Here is a 21526-nt window from a genome sequence, read left to right as displayed (position 1 = left end):
AATCAAGCCGGTATCTGCGGCCCGACAGCATGAATACACCCCCTCCAGTTGATGTGATCACTGTACCGGCGGCCACTGACAACGCAGCGAACTCCGCCGCTGCGCGGCTCGCGCCGAGGACGAGCCAACCCCTCCCTGAAGACAGGGGCCTGCGCTCAAGAACTCCGGTCACAGGGCAGGTGGGCCGCGGAGCCGAAGTGGGACGGCTCGCGGTGCTTGCTGTCCGTGGACGCCAGACGTCCAAAGGTTGTCCCGTATGCCAGCGGCCGTGGTCTCACGGAACCTCGTCAGAAGCTGCGTTGTGAAGCAGTCCGCTGGGTGGACGATGAGCCTTTCCCCGGGGTGGTGGAGGTTCAGTGCATGGATGCGGCGGGACAGCGCCGAGCTCGACCCCCAGTCGACCCGTCCGGTGGAGGTCGCCGTCGCCTGCGTGGTCCGCGAAGAACACGGGCTGCCGGAGAACGACGGGGTCGTCACCGTCTCCACCTCACCGCACGGCGTCATGACGCCGGACGGACGCGCCGAGTTCACGGTGCGGCGGCTCTTGGCGCACCTCAACGCACCCGGTCGCCTGGAGCATCCGTTTCCGGAGCACCAACGCGGCGGCCACCCGGGTGTGCGACTGTTTCCCTCCACCAACCGCTTCTGCCCGCCCCTTTGGGTGCCACAGCCCGGATGCGCCTTGGCCGGACGAGTGACAGACTTGAACCAGCGGGGTCGGCCGTCTGTGGCGGAGGCCCCATGACCGCCCACTCCCCATCCTCAGCTGTGGTGCTTTTCCAGTGAGCGATCCGTTCGCTGACCCGTCGGGAACTTCCCATGGCCTGTGAAATGCAGGATCCGCCGGACGAGACGGCTCTCCCGAGGGTCGGCTCGTAGAAGCCCGGGAGACACGAGGATGAGCATGTGTGGCGTGCGGAGGGACGTCTGGGAATCGCGGTCTTACGGCGGTGACCTGCCGTGAGTGGGACCGGAGGAGCCCGTCCGGTAGATGAAGGATTGGCCGGACAGACGGTCGTGGTGGTGGGAGGCAGCGCGGGAATCGGTCTGGAGACCGCGCGGCAGGTGCGTGCGGCCGGCGGCGAGGTGGTGCTCGCGGCGCGAAACGCCGATCGTCTCAAGCGGGCGGCGGACGAGTTGAGTCCCCTGAGAACGGCCGCGTTCGACGCCCTGGACACCGACCGTCTGGAGCGGTTTCTGCATGATCTGCCGGGGTTGGTCGACCATGTGCTGGTCACGGCGGGCAGCCCGTCGTACACGCCCCTCGACGTGCTCGACCTGGCCAACGCCGGACGTGACTTCGGTGGGCGAATCGCGATGATGCTGGCGGCGGGGCGGGCGAGCCGGGAGAAGGTCAGGGCCGGAGGAACGCTGCTGTTCATCGGCGGAACCGGCGGCCGACGGCCCGCGGCCGGGATGGCCGTGACGGGCGCGCTCACCGCGGCGCTGCCGGCGCTCACCGCCAACCTGGCGTTGGAAGTGGCCCCGGTCCGGGTCAACCTCATCGCGGCCGGGTTCGTGGACACACCGCTGTCGGCCTCGCTCCTCGGTGAGCAACTCGAAGCACGCCGGGAACAGTTGCGGAGGACACTGCCCATCGGCCGGGTGGTCGGCCCGGCGGATGTCGCCGCCCTGGCGCTGCACATCATGGCCAACGGCGCCCTCACCGGCGGCACCTACGACATCGACGGCGGCCAGCAGCTCGTCGCGCTCTGACCGTCCGAACAGCAGCCCAGGGAGCGATCTCGACACGGGCTTTCCAGCGCCTTGCGCGTTCGTCCTCCAGGCCCGCCCACAGGGGGAGCTCAGCGGCGTTGGCTTTGCCCTCCAAGACGGAGACACACATCATGGATATGAAACTAGAGATCGTCGTAGTGCCGGTATCCGACGTCGACCGAGCCAAAGAGTTCTACACGGCGCTGGGCTGGCGACTCGACGCGGACATCGCCCCCGACGCCAAGTTCCGGGTGGTTCAGGTAACCCCTCCGGGTTCACCGGCATCGGTCATCTTCGGCACGTCCGTCACGGAGCAGGCGCCGGGCTCGGCGCAGGGCCTACACCTGGTGGTCGACGACATCGCGGCCGCTCACGACGAGTTGACCCGGCGCGGTGCCGACCCGAGCGAGGTGTTCCACGATGCCGGCGGCGTGTTCCATCACGCCGGCACCGACGCCCGGGTACCGGGACTCGACCCGAAACGCAGCAGCTACGGCTCCTTCCTGTCGTTCACCGACCCGGACGGCAACGGCTGGCTCCTGCAGGAGATCACCACCCGGCTCCCGGGACGGCTGGACCCCGCCACCACAGCGTTCGCCTCGGGCGAGGACCTGGCAAGCGCCCTCCGCCGCGCCGCGGCGGCCCACGGCGAACACGAGGCACGTACCGGTGCGGAGGACCCCAACTGGCCGGACTGGTACGCGCGGTACATGGTGAGCGAACAGGCCGGAGCGGAACCACCGTTGTAAGCCGATCCAATGATTCCGGACACAAGTCCCCGCCTCACCACCGTCAGCGCCTTCCGAGCCGCCCCCGCAGGAAACATGAGCCGCGGCAGTGCTCTCTGCCCGCTCCGCACCCATCCCGCTACAGGAGTCGCCATGCCCATGCTGCTCATCCAGGGCAAGTTCCGCCTGAAGGGCACCGAGCCGGACGGAGACACCGTCCACTTCGTCGCCGACAATCCCAACGACTGGACGCTCGTCGGTGGCAAGCACCCGGTGCATGCCACCGAGGGTGACGCCCCCCTCCGCCTGGAGGGCATCGATGCGCTGGAAACCCACTACGGCGGAGAACACCAGCCACTACAGTTCGGCCACGCCGCCGCGGCTGAACTCCTCACCTGGCTCGGCTTCAACACCGTGCAGCGCAACTCAGGAGAGAAGGTCACCGCCTCGACGCCCGAGACCACGCCCGGCTACATCCTCACCGGGGGCGGCGACATCCACAACCGCGCCGTGGCCCTCGTCGGCCGGGGCGCGCCTCCTGCTGCCGGCGGTACAGCGGTCACGGTCGACGTGCCGCTGCTGCGGCAGACCGCCAACCACCACCTTGCCTCATTGGGCCTGGTCTACCCGACCTTCTACACCAGCCTGTTCCGCGACTTGCGGGAGGAACTCACCAAGGTCGCGCAGAACGCCCGAACCGCCGGTCAGGGCTTGTGGCCGCACGACGTGACCACCTCCGGATTCAAGGTCACCGCGCTGTCCACCATCACCGACGACGTCGTGATCCTGCCGAAGCTGTTCCGGCGGCTGGTGGACTACTTCGGCCTGGGTATGTCGGTCTCCTGCTTTCCCGCGTACCTCGCCGGCAAGGAGGACACGCTCACGGTCCTGTCCACCGGTGAGCGGCTCGTGGGCCTGCACCACGTCGTCACCGTCACCAACGGCCACTCCATCCGCATGACGCACCCGGTCGAAGACTTGCTCTTCGACGAGGGCTGAAGGCGTGGCTACCGGTGAGCCTCAGCTCGGCACCTTCGAGTAGGTGGATGAACGGCACGGCTCGCCGTTCATCCACCTGAGGTCGAGCAAGTAAGGCCGACAGCCTGGCCCATTGGGCATCATTGCTGTGCGAAGTGCTTTTTGAGCCACGTGAGCAAGGCCGCGAACTCAGGGGTCATGGCGGCGTCCGACTGTTCAAGGACCGTCACGCGGTCGCCGGCCGTTGCCGTGATCGTGTAGCTCATCGCATCCCTGGCGTGGCCGGCCTGGTCCTCCTTGGGCACCGCGGCGGCTTCTGTCAGCAGTTGGGCCAGTTCAGCCGTAGCGGTCTCGGACAGGGCGTCTGTGTCCAGCACCTTGGGCGGGCGGCGGAGGTTGGTCACTGCCGCCAGCCCGCCGTAGGTCTCCAGAGTCATCTTCACCTTGTGCCCTTGAGCGCGGCCATGTCCTTGACCAGCCCCGTGACCTTGTCGTTCAGTGCCCCGATCTGCCTGGCGACGGCCGCCAGACCGTCCTCCCGGCCCGCGCCACCGTTCCCGCTGGACGCAATGCTCCGTACCCGGGCGACTCCGGTCGGAACGCCCCTGACCGGGACTTCCACCTCCTGCCACGCCGACAGCACGGCCGACTGCTCGGGACTGCTGACGCCGAACAGTTCCCCGGCCTTCTGGAAGGTGGTGCCCGCGAAGTCCTGGAACTCGTCCTCGGCGCTGGACGCCTTGAGCGACTCATACCAGATGGTTCCGGCAGCCTCCCATGCGAATCCGCCGATGCGCGCGGCCGTCAGGAAGAACGCCTTGTTCGGAATGCCGGAGTTGAAGTGCACTCCGCCAAAGTCTCCTCGCTTGGTGTCGGGCAGGTGGATGAATTTACTCATCCGGTCGGGCTGGGGGTCCTTTCCGAACTGCGGGTTGTCGAAAGCGTGCCCCGGGTCCTTCATCGATCGCAGGGCGTCTCCACCGACTCCCGGAGTCCACACGTCAGCCCCGATCAGCCAGTCCGCCTCCTCGGCCGTCTGCTTCAGGGACCACTGCTTGACCAGCGACCCGAAGACGTCCGACATCGACTCGTTCAGGGCCCCGGACTGATTGTGATACTCGAATTCCGACGTGTGATCCGTGACTCCGTGCGTCAGCTCGTGGGCGATCACTTCGAGGGAACCGGTGAGGTTTTTGAACTTCCTCCCGTCCCCGTCGCCGAAGAGCATCTGCCGCCCGTCCCAGAAGGCATTGTTGACCTGAAAGCCGAAGTGTACGTATCCGTCCAGGCGCATCCCCCTGCCGTCGACCGAATTGCGCTGGAGCACCTCCTTGTAGAAATCGCGTGTGAGGCCGAGTGCGTCGAACGCCCGGTTGACGGACGGGTCCGCGACCTCCGGGCCGTCCTCCGGCCTGGCCAGGACAGCGTTGGGGAGGGACTCCACCTGCTCGCAGTCGAAGACGGTGCGCCGGCCGTTACCGGGGGCGGCCGCCCCGGCGAAGGACGCTCGGACCGCTCGCTCGCCCCGTAGGCGAGCAGTGACCAGCAGGGTGTCCAGGGCGGCCTGGCGCACCTCACTGTCTTCGCTGTCCAGGAGCCTGTCGAGAATGTACGGGGGGATGATGCAGTTGATCGGGCGAGCCCTGCTCATGGGACACCTCCTGAGTGAGAGGGCCGACGGCTGGTCATTCATCGTTTCGACTGCGCGCTCGACTGTTCTCGAATCACCGGTCGTCGCCTTCGACAACCAATGCGAGAGGACGGTTCTTTCGAAATTCAACATAGCCAGTCGCAGGCAAACCGCAGACGCCCGCTGATGGGGCAGCCAAAGGGGAGGCGTCGGCATCGACCATCCCCGTCTCCAGCGGCGCTGACACGCTGATATCACCAGTCTCCTGCCGCCCGTAGTGACTGGCAAACGCAAGACGAGGACCGGGAGCCGGCTCCGAGACAGCGAAAAATGAGAAGGCTTCAGCCCGCTCAAACCAATCCTTCAGTTGGAGATCAAAATCTCCGCTCATGTCAGCCGCGAGAGATTTGGTTGAACGCGACGTAAATAACTGTGCCTTCCTGGAGATGCAGTTGAGCAGCCCGTCCCATAGCGTGGTCGGTAAGAGTGCGTCCAGGGTGTTCCTTTCCCTCGTCGTGGGGTTCGGCCGACGGTCCCGTCAGCGCGATGATCACCACATCCCCAGGAGACGTCATGGCCACGGTTCCCGCCTCAACCCGCCCTGTCCCGGTCTATGCCCTCGCCGGCATCAGACTGTTCAACGGCGCCGCCGGTCTGCTGGCACCGGAGATGCTCATTCGGCGGTTCGACCCCGACCGCGATCCCCCCAGCCCGGCCGCCATCTATGCCTTCCGCCTCTTCGGCATCCGGACGATCCTCCTGGGCCTCGACCTGCTGACCCACGGCGGAGCCCGGCTGCGCGACGATGTGAGCGAGGGCATCCTGATCCACGGCAGCGACACCGTGACAGCGGCCACGCTCGGCCTCCGCGGGCAGGTCTCGCCGCGCACGGCGTTCCTGACCACCTTCATCTCGGCCGTCAACACCGCCCTGGCCATCAGCGCCAGCGTCTCGCTGGCCAACTCCCGCAAGGACAGGCGGAAGTGAACACGCAGTCCGGGACCACTCCCCCCACCGAGACCGGCTTCGACTACGTCGTCGTCGGCGCCGGCGCCGGTGGCGGGCCGCTCGCGGCCAACCTCGCCGACGCGGGGATGCGCACCCTCCTCCTCGACGCCGGCGGTGCGGAGGAGAACGACAGCTACCTGGTGCCCGCCTTCCACGCCGACGCCTCCGAGGACCCCGTCCAGTGCTGGAACTACTTCGTGCGGCATTACGCCGACGAGCAGCAGCAACGGCGCGACAGCAAGTTCGTACCGGACAGGGGGGTCCTCTACCCGCGCGCCGGGACAGTCGGCGGGTGCACCGCGCACCATGCGCTGATCACCGTTTACCCCTACAACCGCGACTGGGACGCCATCGCGGAGGAGACCGGTGACGCGACCTGGCACAGCACGGCCATGCGCCGGTACTTCGAGCGGCTGGAGCGCTGCACCTACCGGCCCCGGCCCAAGGAACCGCCCGGCAACCCGCTGCTGGCCGCACTGATCCGGGCGCTGCCCCTCGTGTCGGACCGGTACCGCAACCACGCCCGGCACGGGTTCGACGGCTGGCTGCCCACCGCGCTGGCCGACCCCCGACTGGCCGTGCAGGACGAACAGTTGCTGAAGGTCATCCTCTCCGCCGCGGAGGATTCGCTCTCCGGTTTCCTCGACCGGCCGCTGTCCCCGCTCGAGGGCTTCGGCTCCCTCGTCGACCCCAACGACTGGCGGGTGCAGACCCAAGCGCTGCAAGGGCTGTGGCAGATCCCCGTCTCCACCGCCGGCGGCCGCCGCAGCGCCGTACGCGAACGCGTCCAGGCCGTGCAGCGAGACCATCCGGGTCAACTGGTGGTCCGTACTCACGCGTTGGCCGCACGGATCGTGCTGGACGAGGGCAACGCGGCGACCGGCGTGGACTATCTGGACGCGGCGCACGCCTACCGGGCCGATCCCGGTACCCGGCCGGCGTCCGCTCCCCCCGTGCTGCGTCGGGTCGTCGCCTCACGCGAGGTGATCCTGGCCGCGGGGGCGTTCAACACGCCTCAGCTGTTGATGCTTTCGGGCATCGGACCACCCGAGGAGCTGCGGCAACACGGCATCCCGGTGCGTGTCGGTCTGCACGGAGTGGGCGCCAATCTCCAGGACCGGTACGAAGTCGGCGTGGTCAGCCAGATGGACCGCGAGTTCCCGGTCATCAAGGACTGCTCCTTCCACGCTCCGCGGCCCGGGAGCGAACCGGACCGCTGCTATCGGGCCTGGCAGCAGGGCAAGGGCCTCTACACCACCAACGGCGCCGTCCTCGGCATCACCCGCAAGTCACGCCCGGACCTGGACGCCCCCGACCTGTTCATCTTCGGCGGCCCCTTCGACTTCCGCGGATATCGCCCCGGCTACTCACTCGACCTGACCCACCACAAGGACCGATTCACCTGGGCCATCCTCAAGAGCCGCACCCACAACACGGGGGGCCGCGTCCGGCTGCGCTCCCCCGATCCCCGTGACACGCCACTGGTCAACTTCCACTACTTCACCGAGGGCACGGACAAGGAGGGCCTGGACCTCGAGGCGATGGCCGACGCCGTGGAGTTCGTGCGCGGGATGAACCACAGGGCCGGCTCCGTGATCCTCAAGGAGTTGTGGCCCGGCGAGGACGTCGGCGATCGCAACGCCGTGCGCGGGTTCGTCCAGGACGAGGCCTGGGGCCACCACGCGTCGTGCACCTGCCGGATGGGACGCTCCGACGATCCCTCGGCGGTGGTCGACAGCGCCTTCCGGGTCCGCGGGGTGGACCGTCTGCGGATCGTCGACGCCTCGGTCTTCCCCCGCATTCCCGGGTTCTTCGTCGCCGCGCCCATCTACATGATCAGCGAAAAGGCGAGCGACGTGATCCTCAGGGACGCGGCCCACGCCTGACCCCATACGGACCTGCCCTCGAACGAGCGCGCGCTTCCCGCGCGAGCGAACAGGAGCCACCCAAGGAGTATTGCGATGAGCATGCACCGACGCGCCGCACGACGTTCCCCGTCCGGATACCGCACGTCACTTCCCTGGCGGATCGTCACCGGCGCCGCCCAGTACATCGACCGCCGTTTCGGCTGGGACAGACTCCCCGTCGTCGCGGGCCTGCTGACGCTCTTCGGACTGCGTGTCAGGCTTCGGCAGAAGAACCTGTACGACACCAGTGGGCTGCCCTCGGTCAACGGGCCCAAGCCCGCGCCGCCGTCCGCGGGCAACCGGGTCAACCGGACCGCCGACGGCAGCCACAACGACCTCGGTGACCCGCGCATGGGCATGGCGGGCACCCGCTTCGGCCGGAACATCCCGCTGGGGAACATCGCCCCGGCCGCACCCGAGGACGTGCTGTCCACGCCCAGTCCGCGCGAGGTCAGCCGCGCCCTGCTCACCCGCCACGAGCTCATCGCGGCCGAATCCGTGAACTCCCTGGTCTCCGCCTGGCTCCAGTTCATGATCCGTGACTGGTTCAGTCACGGTACGAGCCCTACGGACCGCCCCTGGGAGGTCCCCCTCCTCGACGACGACCCGTGGCCGGAACACCCCATGAACATCTTCCGGACCCCGGACGACCCGACCCGTGATCCGCAGGCGCCTCCCGGTACGCCCGACACCCGCGTCAACGTCTCCTCCCACTGGTGGGACGCCTCCCAGATCTACGGCAAGAACGAGACCGAGCAGCACCAGTTGCGCACCGGGCAACTGGGCAAGCTGCACCTGTGGGACGACGAGCGGGCCCCCGTCCCCGCGGATCCCTCCCAGGACCCCACGCGCGCTCCCGGCTTCTGGCTGGGCCTCGCGATGATGCAGGACCTGTTCACCAGGGAGCACAACGCGATCTGCGACCACCTGCACGGCGCCTACCCCTCCTGGAGCGACGAGGAGCTCTTCCAGCGGGCCCGGCTCGTCAACGCCGCGCTCCTCGCCAAAATCCACACCGTGGAGTGGACACCGGCCGTGATCAGCCACCCCACCACCGTCAAGGCTTTGCGGGCCAACTGGTGGGGCGTCGCGGGCGAACGCGTCCACAACCTGTTCGGCCGGATCGGCAACAGCGAGGTCATCAGCGGCATTCCCGGGGGCGAGACCGACCACTACGGCGTCCCGTACGCCCTCACCGAGGAGTTCGTGGCGGTCTACCGGATGCACCCGTTGATCCGCGACGACTGGCACCTGCGCTCCGTCGCCGACGACACGACCCTGCGCCAGTGCACCCTGCGCGACATCTCGGGGCCGGGAGCGCTGAAGTTCCTGGAGACCACGGAGATGGCCGACCTGCTGTACAGCTTCGGCACGCTCCATCCCGGACTGGTCACACTGCACAACTTCCCCAATTTCCTGCAGGAGTTCGAGCGGCCCGACGGTCATCTGCAGGACCTCGCCGCGACGGACATCCTGCGCTCCCGGGAGCTGGGGGTGCCCCGCTACAACGAGTTCCGGCGGCTGCTGCGGCTCAAGCCCGCCAAGAGCTTCACGGAGCTGGCACACGACCCGGCGTGGGCCGAGCAGATCGAGCGGCTCTACGACGGCGACATCGAGAAGGTCGACCTGATGGTCGGGCTGTACGCGGAGAAGCTTCCCGCCGGATTCGCCTTCAGCGACACGGCGTTCCGCATCTTCATCCTCATGGCCTCACGCCGGCTGAACAGCGACCGCTTCTTCACCACGTACTACACCCCCGAGGTCTACTCCAAGGCCGGCATGGCCTGGATCGACGACAACAGCATGGTCACCGTCCTGCTGCGCCACCACCCCGAGCTGCGTACGGCCTTGTCCGGGCTGACCAACGCCTTCGTGCCGTGGCACAACGCCGTACAGAAGGACACCTGAGATGGCGGCCGTGGAAAGGCTCCGGCAGGAGCGCGCACACCAACTCGCCGCGGCCGCCCAGCGGTACCGCGCCACCAGCGAGGAACGCCGGGCCGTGGAACGGCAGCAGGACGCCGGCGTCCCCTTCCCGGACTCGCGGCAGGCCCTCGCGGCGCGCGCCACGCGCCTGCTGGACCGACACGCCGTGCCCGCCGCCATGGCCGTGGAGGCCGTGCGCGCGGAACCGCTGGCCGCGCCCGACGCCTACGAACGCATCCTCGGAGTGTCCAAGGAACTGCAGGCGTGGAGCTTCCTGCCGCGCGGCGCCCGGGCGGCGCGTACCGTCGCCCGGATCTCGACCCGGGAGAACGGACGCGAACTGCCGCTCGGCACCGGCTTCCTGGTATCGCCGAGCCTGCTGATGACGAACCATCACGTGCTCTCCGACGCGGAGTCGGCCCGGCAGTGCTTCGTCGAGTTCGACGCCCAGGTCACCGTCGACAACACCCCGCAGCCCGCGACGCGGCTGGAGTTCGCCCCGGACGCGTTCTTCGTGGCCGACCAGCGCCTGGACTACGCCCTGCTGCAGGTGGCCCCCGGGCCGGACGGACGGCCGCCGGGCGAGACGTTCGGCTGGAACCGGCTCAGCGTCCAGCCGGGCAAGCTGGTCATCGGCGAGCCGGTCAACGTGATCGGTCACCCGATGGGGCGGCTCAAGGAGATCGCCGTACGCGACAACATGCTGCAGGTCCGGCTCGACGACTTCCTCCAGTACTTGACGGACACCGAGCCCGGCAATTCGGGTTCCCCGGTCTTCAACGACCAGTGGGAGGTCGTGGCACTCCACCACAGCGGGGTTCCGAAGACCGACGAGCAGGGGCACGTCCTGCGCACGGACGGGCAGGTGTGGCAGCCGGGGGACGGCGAGGACGCGGTCGACTGGGTGTCCAACGAGGGTGTACGCGTCAGCTCCATCCTGCGGCACCTCGCGCGGCTGCCGGCCGGCACACGGTCGGGTCCGCTTGCGGAGATGGGCGCCGAGTCGGGTCTGGGGGTGGCGGAGTCCATGGTTCCCGCTCCGGCGCCCGCAGCCGCCGTACCCGGGCCGGCCGCCGCGGCGGCAGTCACGCACACGGGCCTGCGCGCCCGGGACGGCGCGTTCGGCGGCGAGCGCCATCTCGTGTTCCTGCACGGTCGCTCCCAGGAGCACAAGGACCCGCAGGACCTGCGCCGCGAGTGGACAGCCGGTCTCAATCAGGGACTCGTCCGTGCCGGACTCCCGCCGGTCGACCCGGCCGACGCCTGGTTCCCGTACTACGGCGATCGGCTGGTGCAGGTGCTCGCAGCGCACGAGTCCGTTCCACGGGTCACCGAGGCCTCGTCTCTGTCCCCGGCCGAGGCGGTCGCTCCCGTCTCGCCCACCGCCCGAGCGGTGTACGAGGAGATGATCGGCGAGGCCGCCCGCAGGTGGGACCTCCCCCAGAAGAAGCAGCCTGACCTCGAGCGGATCGCCCCGGGCGACGTCGTCGCAGGTCTTCATCGGCAACTGGGCTGGCTGGCCGCGAGGAGCGACCTCGACGCATGGACGATCGCCCTGGTCCTGCACGACGTCGCCGCGTATCTCGACGACCGGCCCGTCCGGGACGCGGTCCTGGACAGCGTGCTGGACACGCTGCCCGAGGAGGGCGAGGTGATCCTCGTCAGCCACAGCCTCGGCACGGTGGTCGGCATGGACCTCACCACACGGCTGTCTCCCGCCCTGCGCACCATCCACCTCACCACGGTGGGCAGCCCGCTGGGGCTGGACAGCGTGTACAAGAGGCTGCTCATCGGCGGGCCGAAGCGCCCCGACGTGGTGGCGGACTGGCTCAACGGGTGGTCACCGTCCGACGCGGTGGCCATCGGCTGCCCGCTGGCCGGCGAATGGGCGGGCACGGTGACCGATGTCGCCGTCATCAACGCCCGCGACCGGGCCCACAACATCGCGGAGTACCTCTCCCACCCGGAGGTCGCCGGGGAGATAGGCAGCCACCTCGGGCTCACCGCGGAGTAGCCGCGAGAGTGGCAACGCGGCGGGCGACCATGACGGGACGTCCACGGCCGGGATCCTCGAGTTCGTCGACCGCTGCTACGGCCAGGCCCTCGGCGCTGATCCACGACTGACCGTCGGCGTGGGGAGCAGGGGGTGGGAGCGACGCCTGTGCAGCGGCCGGCTCGTTCACCCGGTTCGAGTGCAGCTGGGCGACACCGCCGGGGGCGCGTCCGTCCGGGACGCAGTGGACGGTGTCCCGGAGGTCAGGTACGGGTGCGCCGGTCGGCGGGCGGAGCCCCGGGCCCCGCCCGGGGCCCGGGGCTCCGCCCGGTCTCGGACTCTAGTTCTTCACGCCGTTGATGCCGCCCGCGAAGGCGACCAGCTTCGCCTTGGAGGCGAGGATGCTCACGTTGGTGTCCAGCGGCTTGTCGGTGTACTGGTGGAACACCCACTTGCCCTGGACATTGGGTTTGCCGGCAGTCACGCCATACTCGGCGATCCAGAGGAAATCACCCGCGTTGCCGGTGGTGTCCCGGTGACGCCAGAAGTCCCGGTTACAGTACAGCCCGATCTTGTGGCTGGAGCCGCGAAGCCGCTTGACCTCGGCGATGAAGGAATCCTTCTCCGCGCAGGTTGCCGCGGTGCCGTCCGGGTTGGTCTCCCAGTCGACGACCATCAGGTCGTACTCGATGCTCGCGCAGCCCTCCACGAAGTGAGCCGCCTGCTCCTTGATGTGCCCCGGGTGCAGGAAGTGGTAGAAGCCGACGACCAGACCCGCTGCGCGGGCGTGCGCGGCCTGCTCCTTCTGCTTGGGGTTGACGTAAGAACGTCCCTCGGTGCCCTTGATGAACGCGAAGCTGGTGCCGGCGGTGGGGAAGTTCGCGCTCTGGAAAGCGGATACGTCATAGCCTTTGATCATCACGGTGATCCTCCCGATGCGTTGATCCGGAGGGAGCACCGTGGGGCGGCCACGCGGACAACGTCGCGCCTTGTCCGAGGGGGGACCCGTCGACGACTTCGGCGTCCATGACGCCGAGCTCTGGAGCTTCTGCGGTCACTGGCGAGCGGACTGGGTCCACGGGCTGCTCTTCCGCGTCGGCGAGCCCGCTCGGGCCGGTGTTCTCCACGGCCACCACCGCGTCCTTGCCGTAGTGCTCGTGGTGCTGCCGCTCCAGATCCCAGGCGTCCGCGCGCCAGTCCGGCACGGTGCGGTCCTCCACGGTCTCTTTTCCACGATCTGACGAGTTGCCGAATCGTGCAACTTGCGGGTGGTGACCGCGGTGAGATGATGCCGCCGCACCGAGTTCAACGACCTTCCCCGGTGCATGTCCCGCAGACGAGCATGCGGACGGCACAGGGCACTGGATTCCGTCGGCCGCGAACTTGGGATGGATGGCGCCCAGTTCGCCGAAGGGCATCTGCCACGACCAGGTCGAGTGTGCCCGCGACATGTGCGAGAACATTCACGCCACGCACGGCCGGTTCCCCGCACACGTCGACGCCATACAGCCTGCCGCGGAGTGCATGAGCTGAAGCCACCTCTTCAACTATCAGAGTATTTGGGATTTCGGGTCCTCCGGGAATCCCGGAGCTTCGGCGGAAAAGGCCGCCAGACTACTATTTGACGAATCAACATATCTCCGCTGGACACCCGCCCGCGCAAGAGAGAAGCTTGCACCAAGAAAGTATGCGGAAGGTCACCGTGAAGGTGACCCCCGGTCCCACAGACCTCGTCTTCGACGAGAAGCGGTGGCCTGGAGAACGAAACGCGGGGGCCGGGTGCCGTCCCGCCCACCTGCTCGACCCAGAAGACTGTGGCGCCGTAGAAGATCCCAGCGCGCCCCGGAGCCGGAACGGTGTCGCCGGAGATCACGCGCCAAGAGAGGGGCGCAGGGGCATGCCCTCCCTCAGACATCTCGGACCTCTCGCCAGAGAGACGTACCGCATCGCGGTCTCCGAGCCCTTGACACCCGCCCGTCAGGCTCGGCGGATCTGCCTGCTCTGGTGTCGGGCGTTGGGCAGCGTGAACAAGATCCTCCTCGTCATGACGGTTGTGTTCGGGGTGCTGGTCGCGCTGAGGGCGACAGGAGCCGATCGTCTCCGCGGTCTGTCTCCAATCGACTGGGCGATCGGATGCCTTGGTGTGCTGCTCGTGGTCGCTGTCCTGTGTCGTTCCCGGCCGGTGCGGATCCTGCCTTTCAAGAACCTCGCTGACAAAGCCGGCAACCAGCAGGCGGCCGCTGTCGCCGCCGGCTTCGCCGAGCTGCTGGATGACGAGATCCGCCGCATCGTCGACCTGGTGCGGCAGGAACCCTTCCGGACACCCGCGGACGTGCTCAACCCGGCCGGCCGACGGGGTGACATGGTTCGGCGGTCGTCCGCACGGGTGCCGTTCAAGACCGGGGTGGCAGCCACCGGCCTGCCCGGAGACATCAAGCCGACCGAGGTCGGCACCATCACTCTGGGACCACTGAAACTCCAGGTCGGCACCGTGCTCGCCTGTCTGGAGCGAGTATTCGGCACGACGCTGCAAGGATCACTGGTCGAGGCCGACGGAGTGCTGCGGGTTGTCGCGAGCCAGTCGGGGCTGCGCGGCGGCCGTACCTGGTCGGCAGAGATACGGGTCGACGGCGACACCACCCGCTCGCCGGACGGGCGCCTCGCCAGGGAGTTGGCGCACCGCGTCGAACTCGACCGTCCCGGGGCCTCGGAGTCGGGTGCCGACGTCGAAAGCTTCCAACGGCTGGTGGACGGGCTCGAAAACTATCAGCGCTTCCAGCAAGAGGGCGCGCTCCGGGACCTCGACGAGGCGGAGGACCACTTCCGAGCGGCCCTTGCCCACAGTCCTGAGTACGCCGCGGCCTACCACAATCTCGGTCTGATCTACCGGGAACAGCAACGCGTCCGAACCGAAATCCGCCTCACGGTGTCGGAGGCGATGGGGGACGGACCGATACGCATGTGGCAGAAGGCGGTCGACCTCGATCCGACACTGGCCCCGGCCCGCGTCCAGTTGGCCCGGGCCTTCCTCGACAAGGCCCGCCCGCCGGGGGTGGGGGACGACAAGCGAGCCGACCTCTTGCAACAGGCGGTACAGTCCGCCCGCAGTGCGCTCGAGCAGCCTTCCGGCGCCCACTCCATGGAGAGCACGCTCGCCCGATACTGGCTCGGATACGCCCTACGGAAGCAGGGTGGCCAACAGCAGCCTCACGGCAAGCACCGGTCGGACGACGTGACATGGGAGGCGCTCGCCAGCTTCCGCCGCGCGGAACAGGATCTGATCGACGAGCGCGCCCGAAGGCTGGTGCGTGACGGGAACACGACTGCGGTAAGGCCATTGACCGAGCGGATCGCCCAGGTCATCGGTCAGCAGGCCAAGTGCTGGGCCCAGCTCGCGGACGAAGCGGTTGGACCGGACCGAAAGCGCCATGTCAGCAACGCGAAGAGCCGTATCGGTACCGCGATCGGCTGGGCTCCTGGCATGCCGGAGCTGCACGCCCTGCGCGGCAGCATTCTGTTGCGGTACGACCCTGGGGACGGCGCATGGCACGCGTTCATGGAGGCCCTGCAACGGGACCCGCAGAACCATCACATCACGCCGAGGGACCTCGGTGTGTTCACCGCCATGACCAGTAGGAGGAGCGAGGACCGCGCATTGGCCGCGGATCTGTTCATGCTGGCCGCCCACCGGCGTCCGGACGATGCCATGGCCTGGCTCCTGCTCGCGTTGCTCGCACCCGATGACCGCAACGCCCGCTCACTCGCGGGCAAAGGGCTGGCCCTGGACCCGGGCAGTGACGAGATACGCAAGATGGTCGACACTCAGTGGCCGACCAACGGCACCGCCGGCCCCCCGAAGCACTTCACCCGGATCTGGGCGCAGGCATGGGACGCTGCCCGTCAGGCGCAGCAGAGCGGCAACGCGGATCATCTGCGTGCGGCCCTCGGCGACATCACCGACCTCTGCGTCCAGCACGGCCGGACACAACCCGAAGTCACCTATGTGTCCCGGGAGATCGGACTGCTGCACACCTCCCTGGCGTTGATGACGGATCCTTCCGGTGATCAGCGAGCGCAATTCCGCCTGGCGATCCGGCACCTCACGCAGGCCGTCGCGCTCAAGCCGCCCCCGGGGGTGGAGGTGCCCTCGATGTGGTACGTGGAACTCGCCGACGCGCACGCCGCCCTCGCGGACTCCCTGTCCGGCAAGGAGCGCAGCGGCAAAACCGCGGCCAAGCGCAAGGCCGCGGCCGAGAACTACGAAGAGGCCATCAGGAACTACAACGAGGCGATCAACAAGTCGCCCAAGACGGTCCGTCCCCGGTACCACACTGGTCAGGAGGGCCGGGAGCGGTTCACGGAGCTGACCGCGGACCCGCCGGACCTGTCCCCGCGAGCGCGTGCCACGGCGGGCCGGGCGGCGGTGTACGCCAGTCAGGGGCGCGTGAACGACGCCATACAGGACTGCCGTGATGCCCTGAAACTGGCTCCCCTCTATGCCTATCCGCGTTTCACGCTGGCGGTTCTCTACCGGGAACAGAGGGCCCAGTACGACCTGGCGCGGCAGACACTTCTTCGGTTGATCGAGCTCCTGCCGGCCGGGGAGGAACGGGATCGTGGCCGCCTGGAGCTGGCGCGCACCTACCGCACGCACGCCGAGGCATCGCCGGCCGGCGACCGCGAACGGCTCCTTGACCTGGCCCTGGAAGGGTTGGTCGAGGCCACTCGCGAAGCCTCGCTGAGCACGGATCTCGAGGCAGAGATCCACGAGGAGCTGGCTACCGTACTGAATCTCCTCGGCCGTTCCAGAGAGGCCATCGCCGCCCTGCGCTCCATCGGTGACGCGCCCGACCGTGCGCACTCTGTTCAACACCATGAACGCATTGCTCGCCTGATGGCCCGCGGTGAGCAACCGCTGGAGGTGGAGCAGGAACTGATCACGGCTCAGAGGGCCTGCCGTGACCGGCTGAAGCAGTGTCGTGGCACCGACGAGGAGCAGGTGCTGGGTGCCGTGCTCGTCAGCCTGAAGGCCCAGCTCGCGATGTTCTACGCAGAGCAGGGCATCAAGCTCAGGAAGGCGCACCGCATGGCGAGGAATGCCCTGAGGACCGCGCCGAGCTCCCTGGACCCGGCCCATCTGGCGGTGTGCGAAGACGCCCGCGGGTGGGTCGCCTATCGTGAGGGCCGGGTCCGTCAGGCCGTCCGTCTTCTCGAGGACGCCGTGGAACACTCCGCCGGCGACGCGCAGGAATGGGCCCACCTCGCGCTCGCGCTGGAGGCGCGGTCGACATCCCTGCTGGGGCACGGGGAGAAGCATCTGGACCGCGCGCGGGACATCTGGCAGCAGATCCTTGAGCAGTGCCCCCGGAGTCCCGCGGCCGAGCAGGCCAGGCACCACCTGAATCTGCTGCCCGACCATCTGCACCGCCCGAGGCCGCTGGCGTCCCGCGGCCTGGGCGGGGGGTGAAAAGCGGGTACCGCTCCCCCTCACCCGGAGGGATCATCATGGTCAAGCGTCTCGTCATCTGCTGCGACGGAACCTGGAACTTCGCCGACCAGCCGAGCAGGACCAACGTCGCCAAGGTCGCCCTGTCGGTGTGCACAGGGATCGCTGCCGGCAAGGACCAGCGTGTGTACTACCACAGTGGCGTCGGAACCAGCCGCTGGGAACATCTCAGTGGTGGGGCGTTCGGCGTGGGCCTGTCCCAGAACGTGCTCGACGCCTACCGCTTCCTCGTCGAGACGTACGAGCCCGGCGACGAGTTGTTCCTGTTCGGCTTCAGCCGCGGCGCGTTCACCGTGCGAAGCCTGGCGGGTCTCGTGCGCAGTTCCGGCATCGTGCGCCGCGCGCATACCGGCCGGATCCTGGAAGCCTGGCACCTCTACCGCGACCGACTCGAGAAGCCGAGCGGCACGGCCTCCACACTGTTCCGCCGTTCGTACGCGCAAGAGACGAAGATCCGCTTCATCGGGGTGTGGGACACGGTCGGTGCCCTCGGCATCCCGGTTCCGGCGTCCAGGAGCCTCGATGCGGTCGTGGAGCGCTGCAACCATCACTGGGCGTTCCACGACACCGAGCTGAGCAGCTGGGTCAGGGCGGCCTTCCACGCGCTGGCCATCGACGAACAGCGCTCTTCGTTCCGGCCGACGCTGTGGCACCAGCGGCCCGGCGCCGGACGGCAGGGCCAGGAACTGAAGCAGGTGTGGTTCGCCGGAGTGCACTGCGATGTCGGTGGCAGTTACCGGGAGACGGGGCTGTCCGACATCACCCTGCTCTGGATGGTCGACCAGGCTCGTAAGTACGGGCTTGCGTTCGATCCGCAGGCCCTCAGCGCCGCCGGGCCGAGTGTGATGAAGCCGGACGACAGCATCGAGTTCCGTGTACAGCCGGATGTCCTGGGTGAGGTGCACCGTTCACGAAAAGGCCTGTTCCGACTGGCCGACCCGCTGTACAGAGCCATCGGATGTGCGAAGGACAAGGAGGGCCGGCTTGACGGAAACGAGTTCCTGGCACTGCCGGCCATGGAGCGCTACGGCAAGGACACCGAATACCGGCCGCCCGAGCTCGAGAAGTACCTCACCGATCGGCGGCGGGTCCGCCTGGATCCCTGAGAAGCGACCCAGGACTCCGGCCCGGACCGGCGCCCGCTGATCCACCGGCTGGTCCCCGAGGGCGCCTTCCGCACGGCCCACCGCATCGACGACGGGGTGGGCCTGGTCTCCCGGGGCGCCGCACTGGTCGAGGCCGTGGCGGAACTGCCCGGCGGGGGCGCCCACGTGGCCGGCCGCGCGGGCGCCGGGGCGGTGGAGGAACTGATCGAACCGCGGTTGCTGCCTGCGCCCCGGTTCTGACGCGGTACGCCGCGGGCACCGCGCGAGGGGACGCGAGCGGCCGCTGTCCGCCGTCCCCAGCACCGGCGTCGTCCCGCGCGTCACACCAGGCCGCGGCGTACCGCGCGGGCGAGCGTGCGGGCCCGGAGCGCACCATGACCTCGTGGACGACGTTCTTCACGGTGTGCTCGGAACAGTCCGGCAGCCGTGCGATGTCCGCGTTGGCATGGCCCGCCGCCATGAGGCGCAGCACCGAGGTCGGACCTACGGTCAGGGCCGCCGGCAGGGCGGCCGTTACGGGGGGCCGGCCCGTACCACTGTCCGCCGCCTGCTGGGCGGCCGCATGCCGAGAGGTCATTTTTTTCACTCCGAGTCGGTGGGGTGGGAGACGTGCCGGTCCGCACTGGTGGGGAACAACTGGAACTGGAAGGCGACCCGCGCCGCACCCTCGGGCAGCGGCGAACCTGCCGGTTCGGGCGGGGAGTTGCGTCGGCGGAGCAGTCGGTGGATCTCCGCCGACAGCTCTTCGGCCTCGGCGGGGGTGAGCCTGAGCACGTAGTCGCCGAACTCCTGGGCGTCGCGCCACTCCGGCGGCAGCGAGGCGGTCACGTCGATGGCGGTCGTCATCGCGTCGGACCAGACCCGGCCGAGCGCCTGCAAGTAGGCGACACCGAAACCGTCATCGCCCGCAAGCACCGAGTCGTCCGGTACGACCGTGTTGACGTGTGCCGCCTGCCACCAGCGCAATGTGCTCCGCCAGCCGGTGGATCGGTGTGCGGTGGAGACGACCACGGTGTTCGCGCCGACGATGACGGCGATGGCGCACCAGGCGGGAACGTCGAGGTGCTGGCCCAATACGACGAGGCCGACCAAGGCCGCGAAGACCGGGTTGACGCTCATGAACACACCGAAGAAGTGCGTCGGAACGCGGCGCAGGGCCAGCAGGTCGGCGAGGAAGGGCACCGCCGAGGAGAGCACCCCGGCCGCCAGTGCGCAGCCCAGGGCCGCCAGGGTTAGTCGGTCGGTAGTGCCACAACACCCAGGCGCCGACCGGCAGATAGAGGGCTCCGGAGACCGCCGCCGCGGCGGCCGAACCCTCCAGGCCGGGCAGTCGGGAGCCGACGGTCCGGTTGAGAAGGATGTAGCAGCCCCAGCACACGGCGGCCGGCACCGCCCGTCCGACGCCCACGTGGTCGGTGGACGGTGTGGGCCGGGTGAACACGCCGACCGCGCCCGCCCGCCGGGCGGCGGCGGCGAGCAGATCGGTACGCCGCCGCGAGCCGGCCAGGGCCACGGTCAGCGGGCCGAGAAACTCCAGGGTGACGGCCAGGCCGAGCCCGATCCGCTCGATCGCCGCATACCGGGACAGGTTCATCCCGGCGAAGACCAGGGCGAGGGCCAGCACCGGACGTCAACTGTCAGGGCGCACCGGCCAAGACCGCGAACCGCCCGGAACCAACACCGGCGTCGCCCAGTGGGCGGATCCTGACCCGCCAGCCCTTCCGCCCGGAAGCCGGACAGAAGGGCGAAGCTTGATCGTGCGCGCTCGCAGTACCTGGAGCGTGGACGCGCTCTAGAGCGGAGTGGGCTTGATCATGGCGAACGGGGCGCCCTGCGGGTCGGCGACCACCGTCATGCGGCCGGCCATCATGTCGAACGGCGGGGCGAGCACCGTGCCGTTGCGCTTGACCAGGGCGTCCACGGTGGAGTCGACGTCGTCGACCGCGAAGTAGGTCAGCCAGTGTGCCGGGGTGCCGGGCGGGTCGTTGGCGAGCAGTGTGACGCCCCCGGCCGCGCGCCCGCCGACCCGCAGCTCCCAGTAGGAGTCCGCGCCGTCCAGCGGCTCGATCTCGATGCCGAACGCCTCGCCGTAGAAGGCCGTGGCGGCGGGCACATCGCTGGTGTGCAGCTCGTTCCAGGTCAGAGCGCCCACTTCATTGACCACCCGGGCGCCGTGGAACTCGCCGGGCTGCCAGACCCCGAACACCGCACCCTGCGGGTCGGCGGCGACCAGCATCCGGCCGAGCGTGCCGACGTCCATCACCGGGACGAGCAGGGTACCGCCCGCGGCGACGATCGCGTCCTGCGTGGCTGGGGCGTCAGTGCTGGCCAGATAGCTGGTCCAGACGGTGGGCGGTTCCGGGGCCCCCTCGGGGGACATCGCCGGGCCGATCCCGGCCACCGGCCTGCCGTTCAGCTCGCAGACCGCGTACCCGCCGAACTCGGCCGGACCTCGCTGGCCCTGCCAGCCGAACAGGTCACGATAGAAGTCCAGCGCGGCCTGCTGGTCCTTCGCCATCAAGTCGACCCAGCACGGCGTGCCGGTCGGATACGGAGTGGTGACTTCCACCATCTTTCACCCTTTCTCGCGCAGTGTGTCCGCAAGCCTTCCGTCGGAGATGGTGTTGCGCCGCCCGACACGCCGCCGCCCGTCGCCGACGAGCAGGTACCTGGAGCAATCCGCTCCCCGTCTGCCGTTCATGGCCCGGGCCGGTGCGGACGCTGGTCGACCTCGACCTCGACCTCGACCTCGACCTCGACTTCGCCTTCGACCTCGCACCCGAGCACCGCCACTCGCTGATTCGCCATGCACCCGATGAACCTCGGCACGCTCTGGCGCACGCCCCTTCAGCATCGGGCAGGGCGGGGGCGTCGGCGAGCGGGCCTGCGGCGAAAGCGCGGGCGTGTGGGGTGGCGGCAACATCCCTGGCGCCGTGTGCCAGGGGGCGAGGTCAGCCGGTGTGGCCGCAGTGGCCCTGGGGCACCAGCTTGTTCCAGGCCGGGGCGCAGACAGGGAACCCGAGCACGG

At 68.8% G+C, this 21526-nt stretch carries 16 protein-coding genes and 1 pseudogene; 10 read left to right on the top strand and 7 right to left on the bottom strand.

All coding sequences use genetic code 11. The annotated features are described in order from the left end of the window. Nucleotides 1–999: 999 nt before the first annotated feature. The 3 genes from ACFVVO_RS36500 to ACFVVO_RS36490 all read left to right on the top strand — a co-directional run bounded on the left by ACFVVO_RS36500 (nt 1000) and on the right by ACFVVO_RS36490 (nt 3443). A complete protein-coding gene (locus ACFVVO_RS36500) occupies nt 1000–1716 on the top strand; it encodes an SDR family oxidoreductase (protein WP_390060948.1) in 717 nt (238 codons plus the stop codon). A gap of 131 nt (nt 1717–1847) precedes the next feature. Further along, the gene (locus ACFVVO_RS36495) at nt 1848–2465 is read left to right on the top strand and encodes a VOC family protein (RefSeq protein ID WP_390060946.1); all 618 of its coding nucleotides are present in this window, start codon (nt 1848–1850) and stop codon (nt 2463–2465) included. 132 nt (nt 2466–2597) lie between these two features. Next, nucleotides 2598–3443 carry a nuclease gene (locus ACFVVO_RS36490; RefSeq protein ID WP_390060944.1) on the top strand — a complete coding sequence of 282 codons (846 nt, stop codon included), beginning with the start codon at nt 2598–2600 and terminating at the stop codon, nt 3441–3443. Between the two features lie 119 nt (nt 3444–3562). On the opposite strand, the gene ACFVVO_RS36485 is transcribed toward ACFVVO_RS36490, so the two are convergent. The 3 genes from ACFVVO_RS36485 to ACFVVO_RS36475 are packed head-to-tail and all read right to left on the bottom strand — an operon-like array spanning nt 3563 to nt 5443. Continuing rightward, complete coding sequence (locus ACFVVO_RS36485; protein ID WP_390060942.1) at nt 3563–3859, bottom strand: protealysin inhibitor emfourin; 297 nt, start codon at nt 3857–3859, stop codon at nt 3563–3565. 2 nt (nt 3860–3861) lie between these two features. After that, nucleotides 3862–5169, bottom strand: coding sequence for a M4 family metallopeptidase (locus ACFVVO_RS36480; RefSeq protein ID WP_390060940.1), 1308 nt, complete (start codon nt 5167–5169; stop codon nt 3862–3864). Beyond that, nucleotides 5147–5443 carry a hypothetical protein gene (locus ACFVVO_RS36475; RefSeq protein WP_390060938.1) on the bottom strand — a complete coding sequence of 99 codons (297 nt, stop codon included), beginning with the start codon at nt 5441–5443 and terminating at the stop codon, nt 5147–5149. Before ACFVVO_RS36475 ends, ACFVVO_RS36480 begins: the two co-directional genes overlap by 23 nt. Before the next feature lie 182 nt (nt 5444–5625). On the opposite strand from ACFVVO_RS36475, the gene ACFVVO_RS36470 reads away from it, so the two are divergent. The 4 genes from ACFVVO_RS36470 to ACFVVO_RS36455 all read left to right on the top strand — a co-directional run bounded on the left by ACFVVO_RS36470 (nt 5626) and on the right by ACFVVO_RS36455 (nt 11907). Then, complete coding sequence (locus tag ACFVVO_RS36470) at nt 5626–6039, top strand: hypothetical protein (RefSeq protein WP_390060936.1); 414 nt, start codon at nt 5626–5628, stop codon at nt 6037–6039. Continuing rightward, a complete protein-coding gene (locus ACFVVO_RS36465; RefSeq protein ID WP_390060935.1) occupies nt 6036–7946 on the top strand; it encodes a GMC family oxidoreductase in 1911 nt (636 codons plus the stop codon). The genes ACFVVO_RS36470 and ACFVVO_RS36465 overlap by 4 nt, the downstream gene beginning before the upstream one ends. A 75-nt stretch (nt 7947–8021) precedes the next feature. Beyond that, nucleotides 8022–9875: a peroxidase family protein gene (locus tag ACFVVO_RS36460; protein ID WP_390060933.1), complete on the top strand. Its 1854-nt coding sequence runs from the start codon at nt 8022–8024 to the stop codon at nt 9873–9875. A gap of 1 nt (nt 9876) precedes the next feature. Continuing rightward, the gene (locus ACFVVO_RS36455; RefSeq protein ID WP_390060931.1) at nt 9877–11907 is read left to right on the top strand and encodes a trypsin-like serine peptidase; all 2031 of its coding nucleotides are present in this window, start codon (nt 9877–9879) and stop codon (nt 11905–11907) included. A gap of 319 nt (nt 11908–12226) precedes the next feature. Here ACFVVO_RS36455 and ACFVVO_RS36450 read toward each other — a convergent pair whose 3' ends face one another. Further along, nucleotides 12227–12805 (bottom strand): glycoside hydrolase family 25 protein, encoded by a 579-nt coding sequence (locus tag ACFVVO_RS36450; RefSeq protein ID WP_390060929.1) that lies wholly within the window; start codon nt 12803–12805, stop codon nt 12227–12229. Further along, nucleotides 12789–13106, bottom strand: coding sequence for a hypothetical protein (locus tag ACFVVO_RS36445; RefSeq protein ID WP_390060927.1), 318 nt, complete (start codon nt 13104–13106; stop codon nt 12789–12791). Before ACFVVO_RS36445 ends, ACFVVO_RS36450 begins: the two co-directional genes overlap by 17 nt. A gap of 803 nt (nt 13107–13909) precedes the next feature. Here ACFVVO_RS36445 and ACFVVO_RS36440 point away from each other — a divergent pair. The 3 genes from ACFVVO_RS36440 (at nt 13910) to ACFVVO_RS36430 (ending at nt 18738) form a co-directional block, all read left to right on the top strand. Further along, entirely contained in the window at nt 13910–17353 is a 3444-nt protein-coding gene (locus ACFVVO_RS36440) for a hypothetical protein (protein WP_390060925.1), read from the top strand. 38 nt (nt 17354–17391) lie between these two features. After that, a complete protein-coding gene (locus tag ACFVVO_RS36435; RefSeq protein ID WP_390060924.1) occupies nt 17392–18498 on the top strand; it encodes a DUF2235 domain-containing protein in 1107 nt (368 codons plus the stop codon). A 96-nt stretch (nt 18499–18594) separates the two neighbouring features. Further along, nucleotides 18595–18738, top strand: a complete 144-nt coding sequence (locus ACFVVO_RS36430) for a hypothetical protein (protein ID WP_390060923.1) — start codon at nt 18595–18597, stop codon at nt 18736–18738. Nucleotides 18739–19491: 753 nt separating this feature from the next. Here ACFVVO_RS36430 and ACFVVO_RS36425 read toward each other — a convergent pair. Both ACFVVO_RS36425 and ACFVVO_RS36420 read right to left on the bottom strand, forming a co-directional pair. Continuing rightward, nucleotides 19492–20128: pseudogene (locus ACFVVO_RS36425) on the bottom strand (DMT family transporter); the annotation flags it as partial. A gap of 162 nt (nt 20129–20290) precedes the next feature. Beyond that, nucleotides 20291–21070, bottom strand: a complete 780-nt coding sequence (locus ACFVVO_RS36420; RefSeq protein WP_390060921.1) for a VOC family protein — start codon at nt 21068–21070, stop codon at nt 20291–20293. Nucleotides 21071–21526: the final 456 nt, after the last annotated feature.

Origin of the sequence: Streptomyces sp. NPDC058145, assembly GCF_042884245.1 — a bacterium.
In the GTDB taxonomy this organism is placed as follows: Bacteria; Actinomycetota; Actinomycetes; order Streptomycetales; family Streptomycetaceae; genus Streptomyces.
The sequence above is the reverse complement of the archived record's forward strand: the minus strand, read 5'-3'. Positions and strand labels throughout refer to the sequence as shown.

Coding starts and splice junctions, on each gene's coding strand:
- ACFVVO_RS36450 (WP_390060929.1), bottom strand. CDS start 12,805: ATGATCAAAGGCTATGACGTATCCGCTTTCCAGAGCGCGAACTTCCCC.
- ACFVVO_RS36470 (WP_390060936.1), top strand. CDS start 5,626: ATGGCCACGGTTCCCGCCTCAACCCGCCCTGTCCCGGTCTATGCCCTC.
- ACFVVO_RS36495 (WP_390060946.1), top strand. CDS start 1,848: ATGGATATGAAACTAGAGATCGTCGTAGTGCCGGTATCCGACGTCGAC.
- ACFVVO_RS36475 (WP_390060938.1), bottom strand. CDS start 5,443: ATGAGCGGAGATTTTGATCTCCAACTGAAGGATTGGTTTGAGCGGGCT.
- ACFVVO_RS36435 (WP_390060924.1), top strand. CDS start 17,392: ATGGTCAAGCGTCTCGTCATCTGCTGCGACGGAACCTGGAACTTCGCC.
- ACFVVO_RS36485 (WP_390060942.1), bottom strand. CDS start 3,859: ATGACTCTGGAGACCTACGGCGGGCTGGCGGCAGTGACCAACCTCCGC.
- ACFVVO_RS36420 (WP_390060921.1), bottom strand. CDS start 21,070: ATGGTGGAAGTCACCACTCCGTATCCGACCGGCACGCCGTGCTGGGTC.
- ACFVVO_RS36460 (WP_390060933.1), top strand. CDS start 8,022: ATGAGCATGCACCGACGCGCCGCACGACGTTCCCCGTCCGGATACCGC.
- ACFVVO_RS36455 (WP_390060931.1), top strand. CDS start 9,877: ATGGCGGCCGTGGAAAGGCTCCGGCAGGAGCGCGCACACCAACTCGCC.
- ACFVVO_RS36490 (WP_390060944.1), top strand. CDS start 2,598: ATGCCCATGCTGCTCATCCAGGGCAAGTTCCGCCTGAAGGGCACCGAG.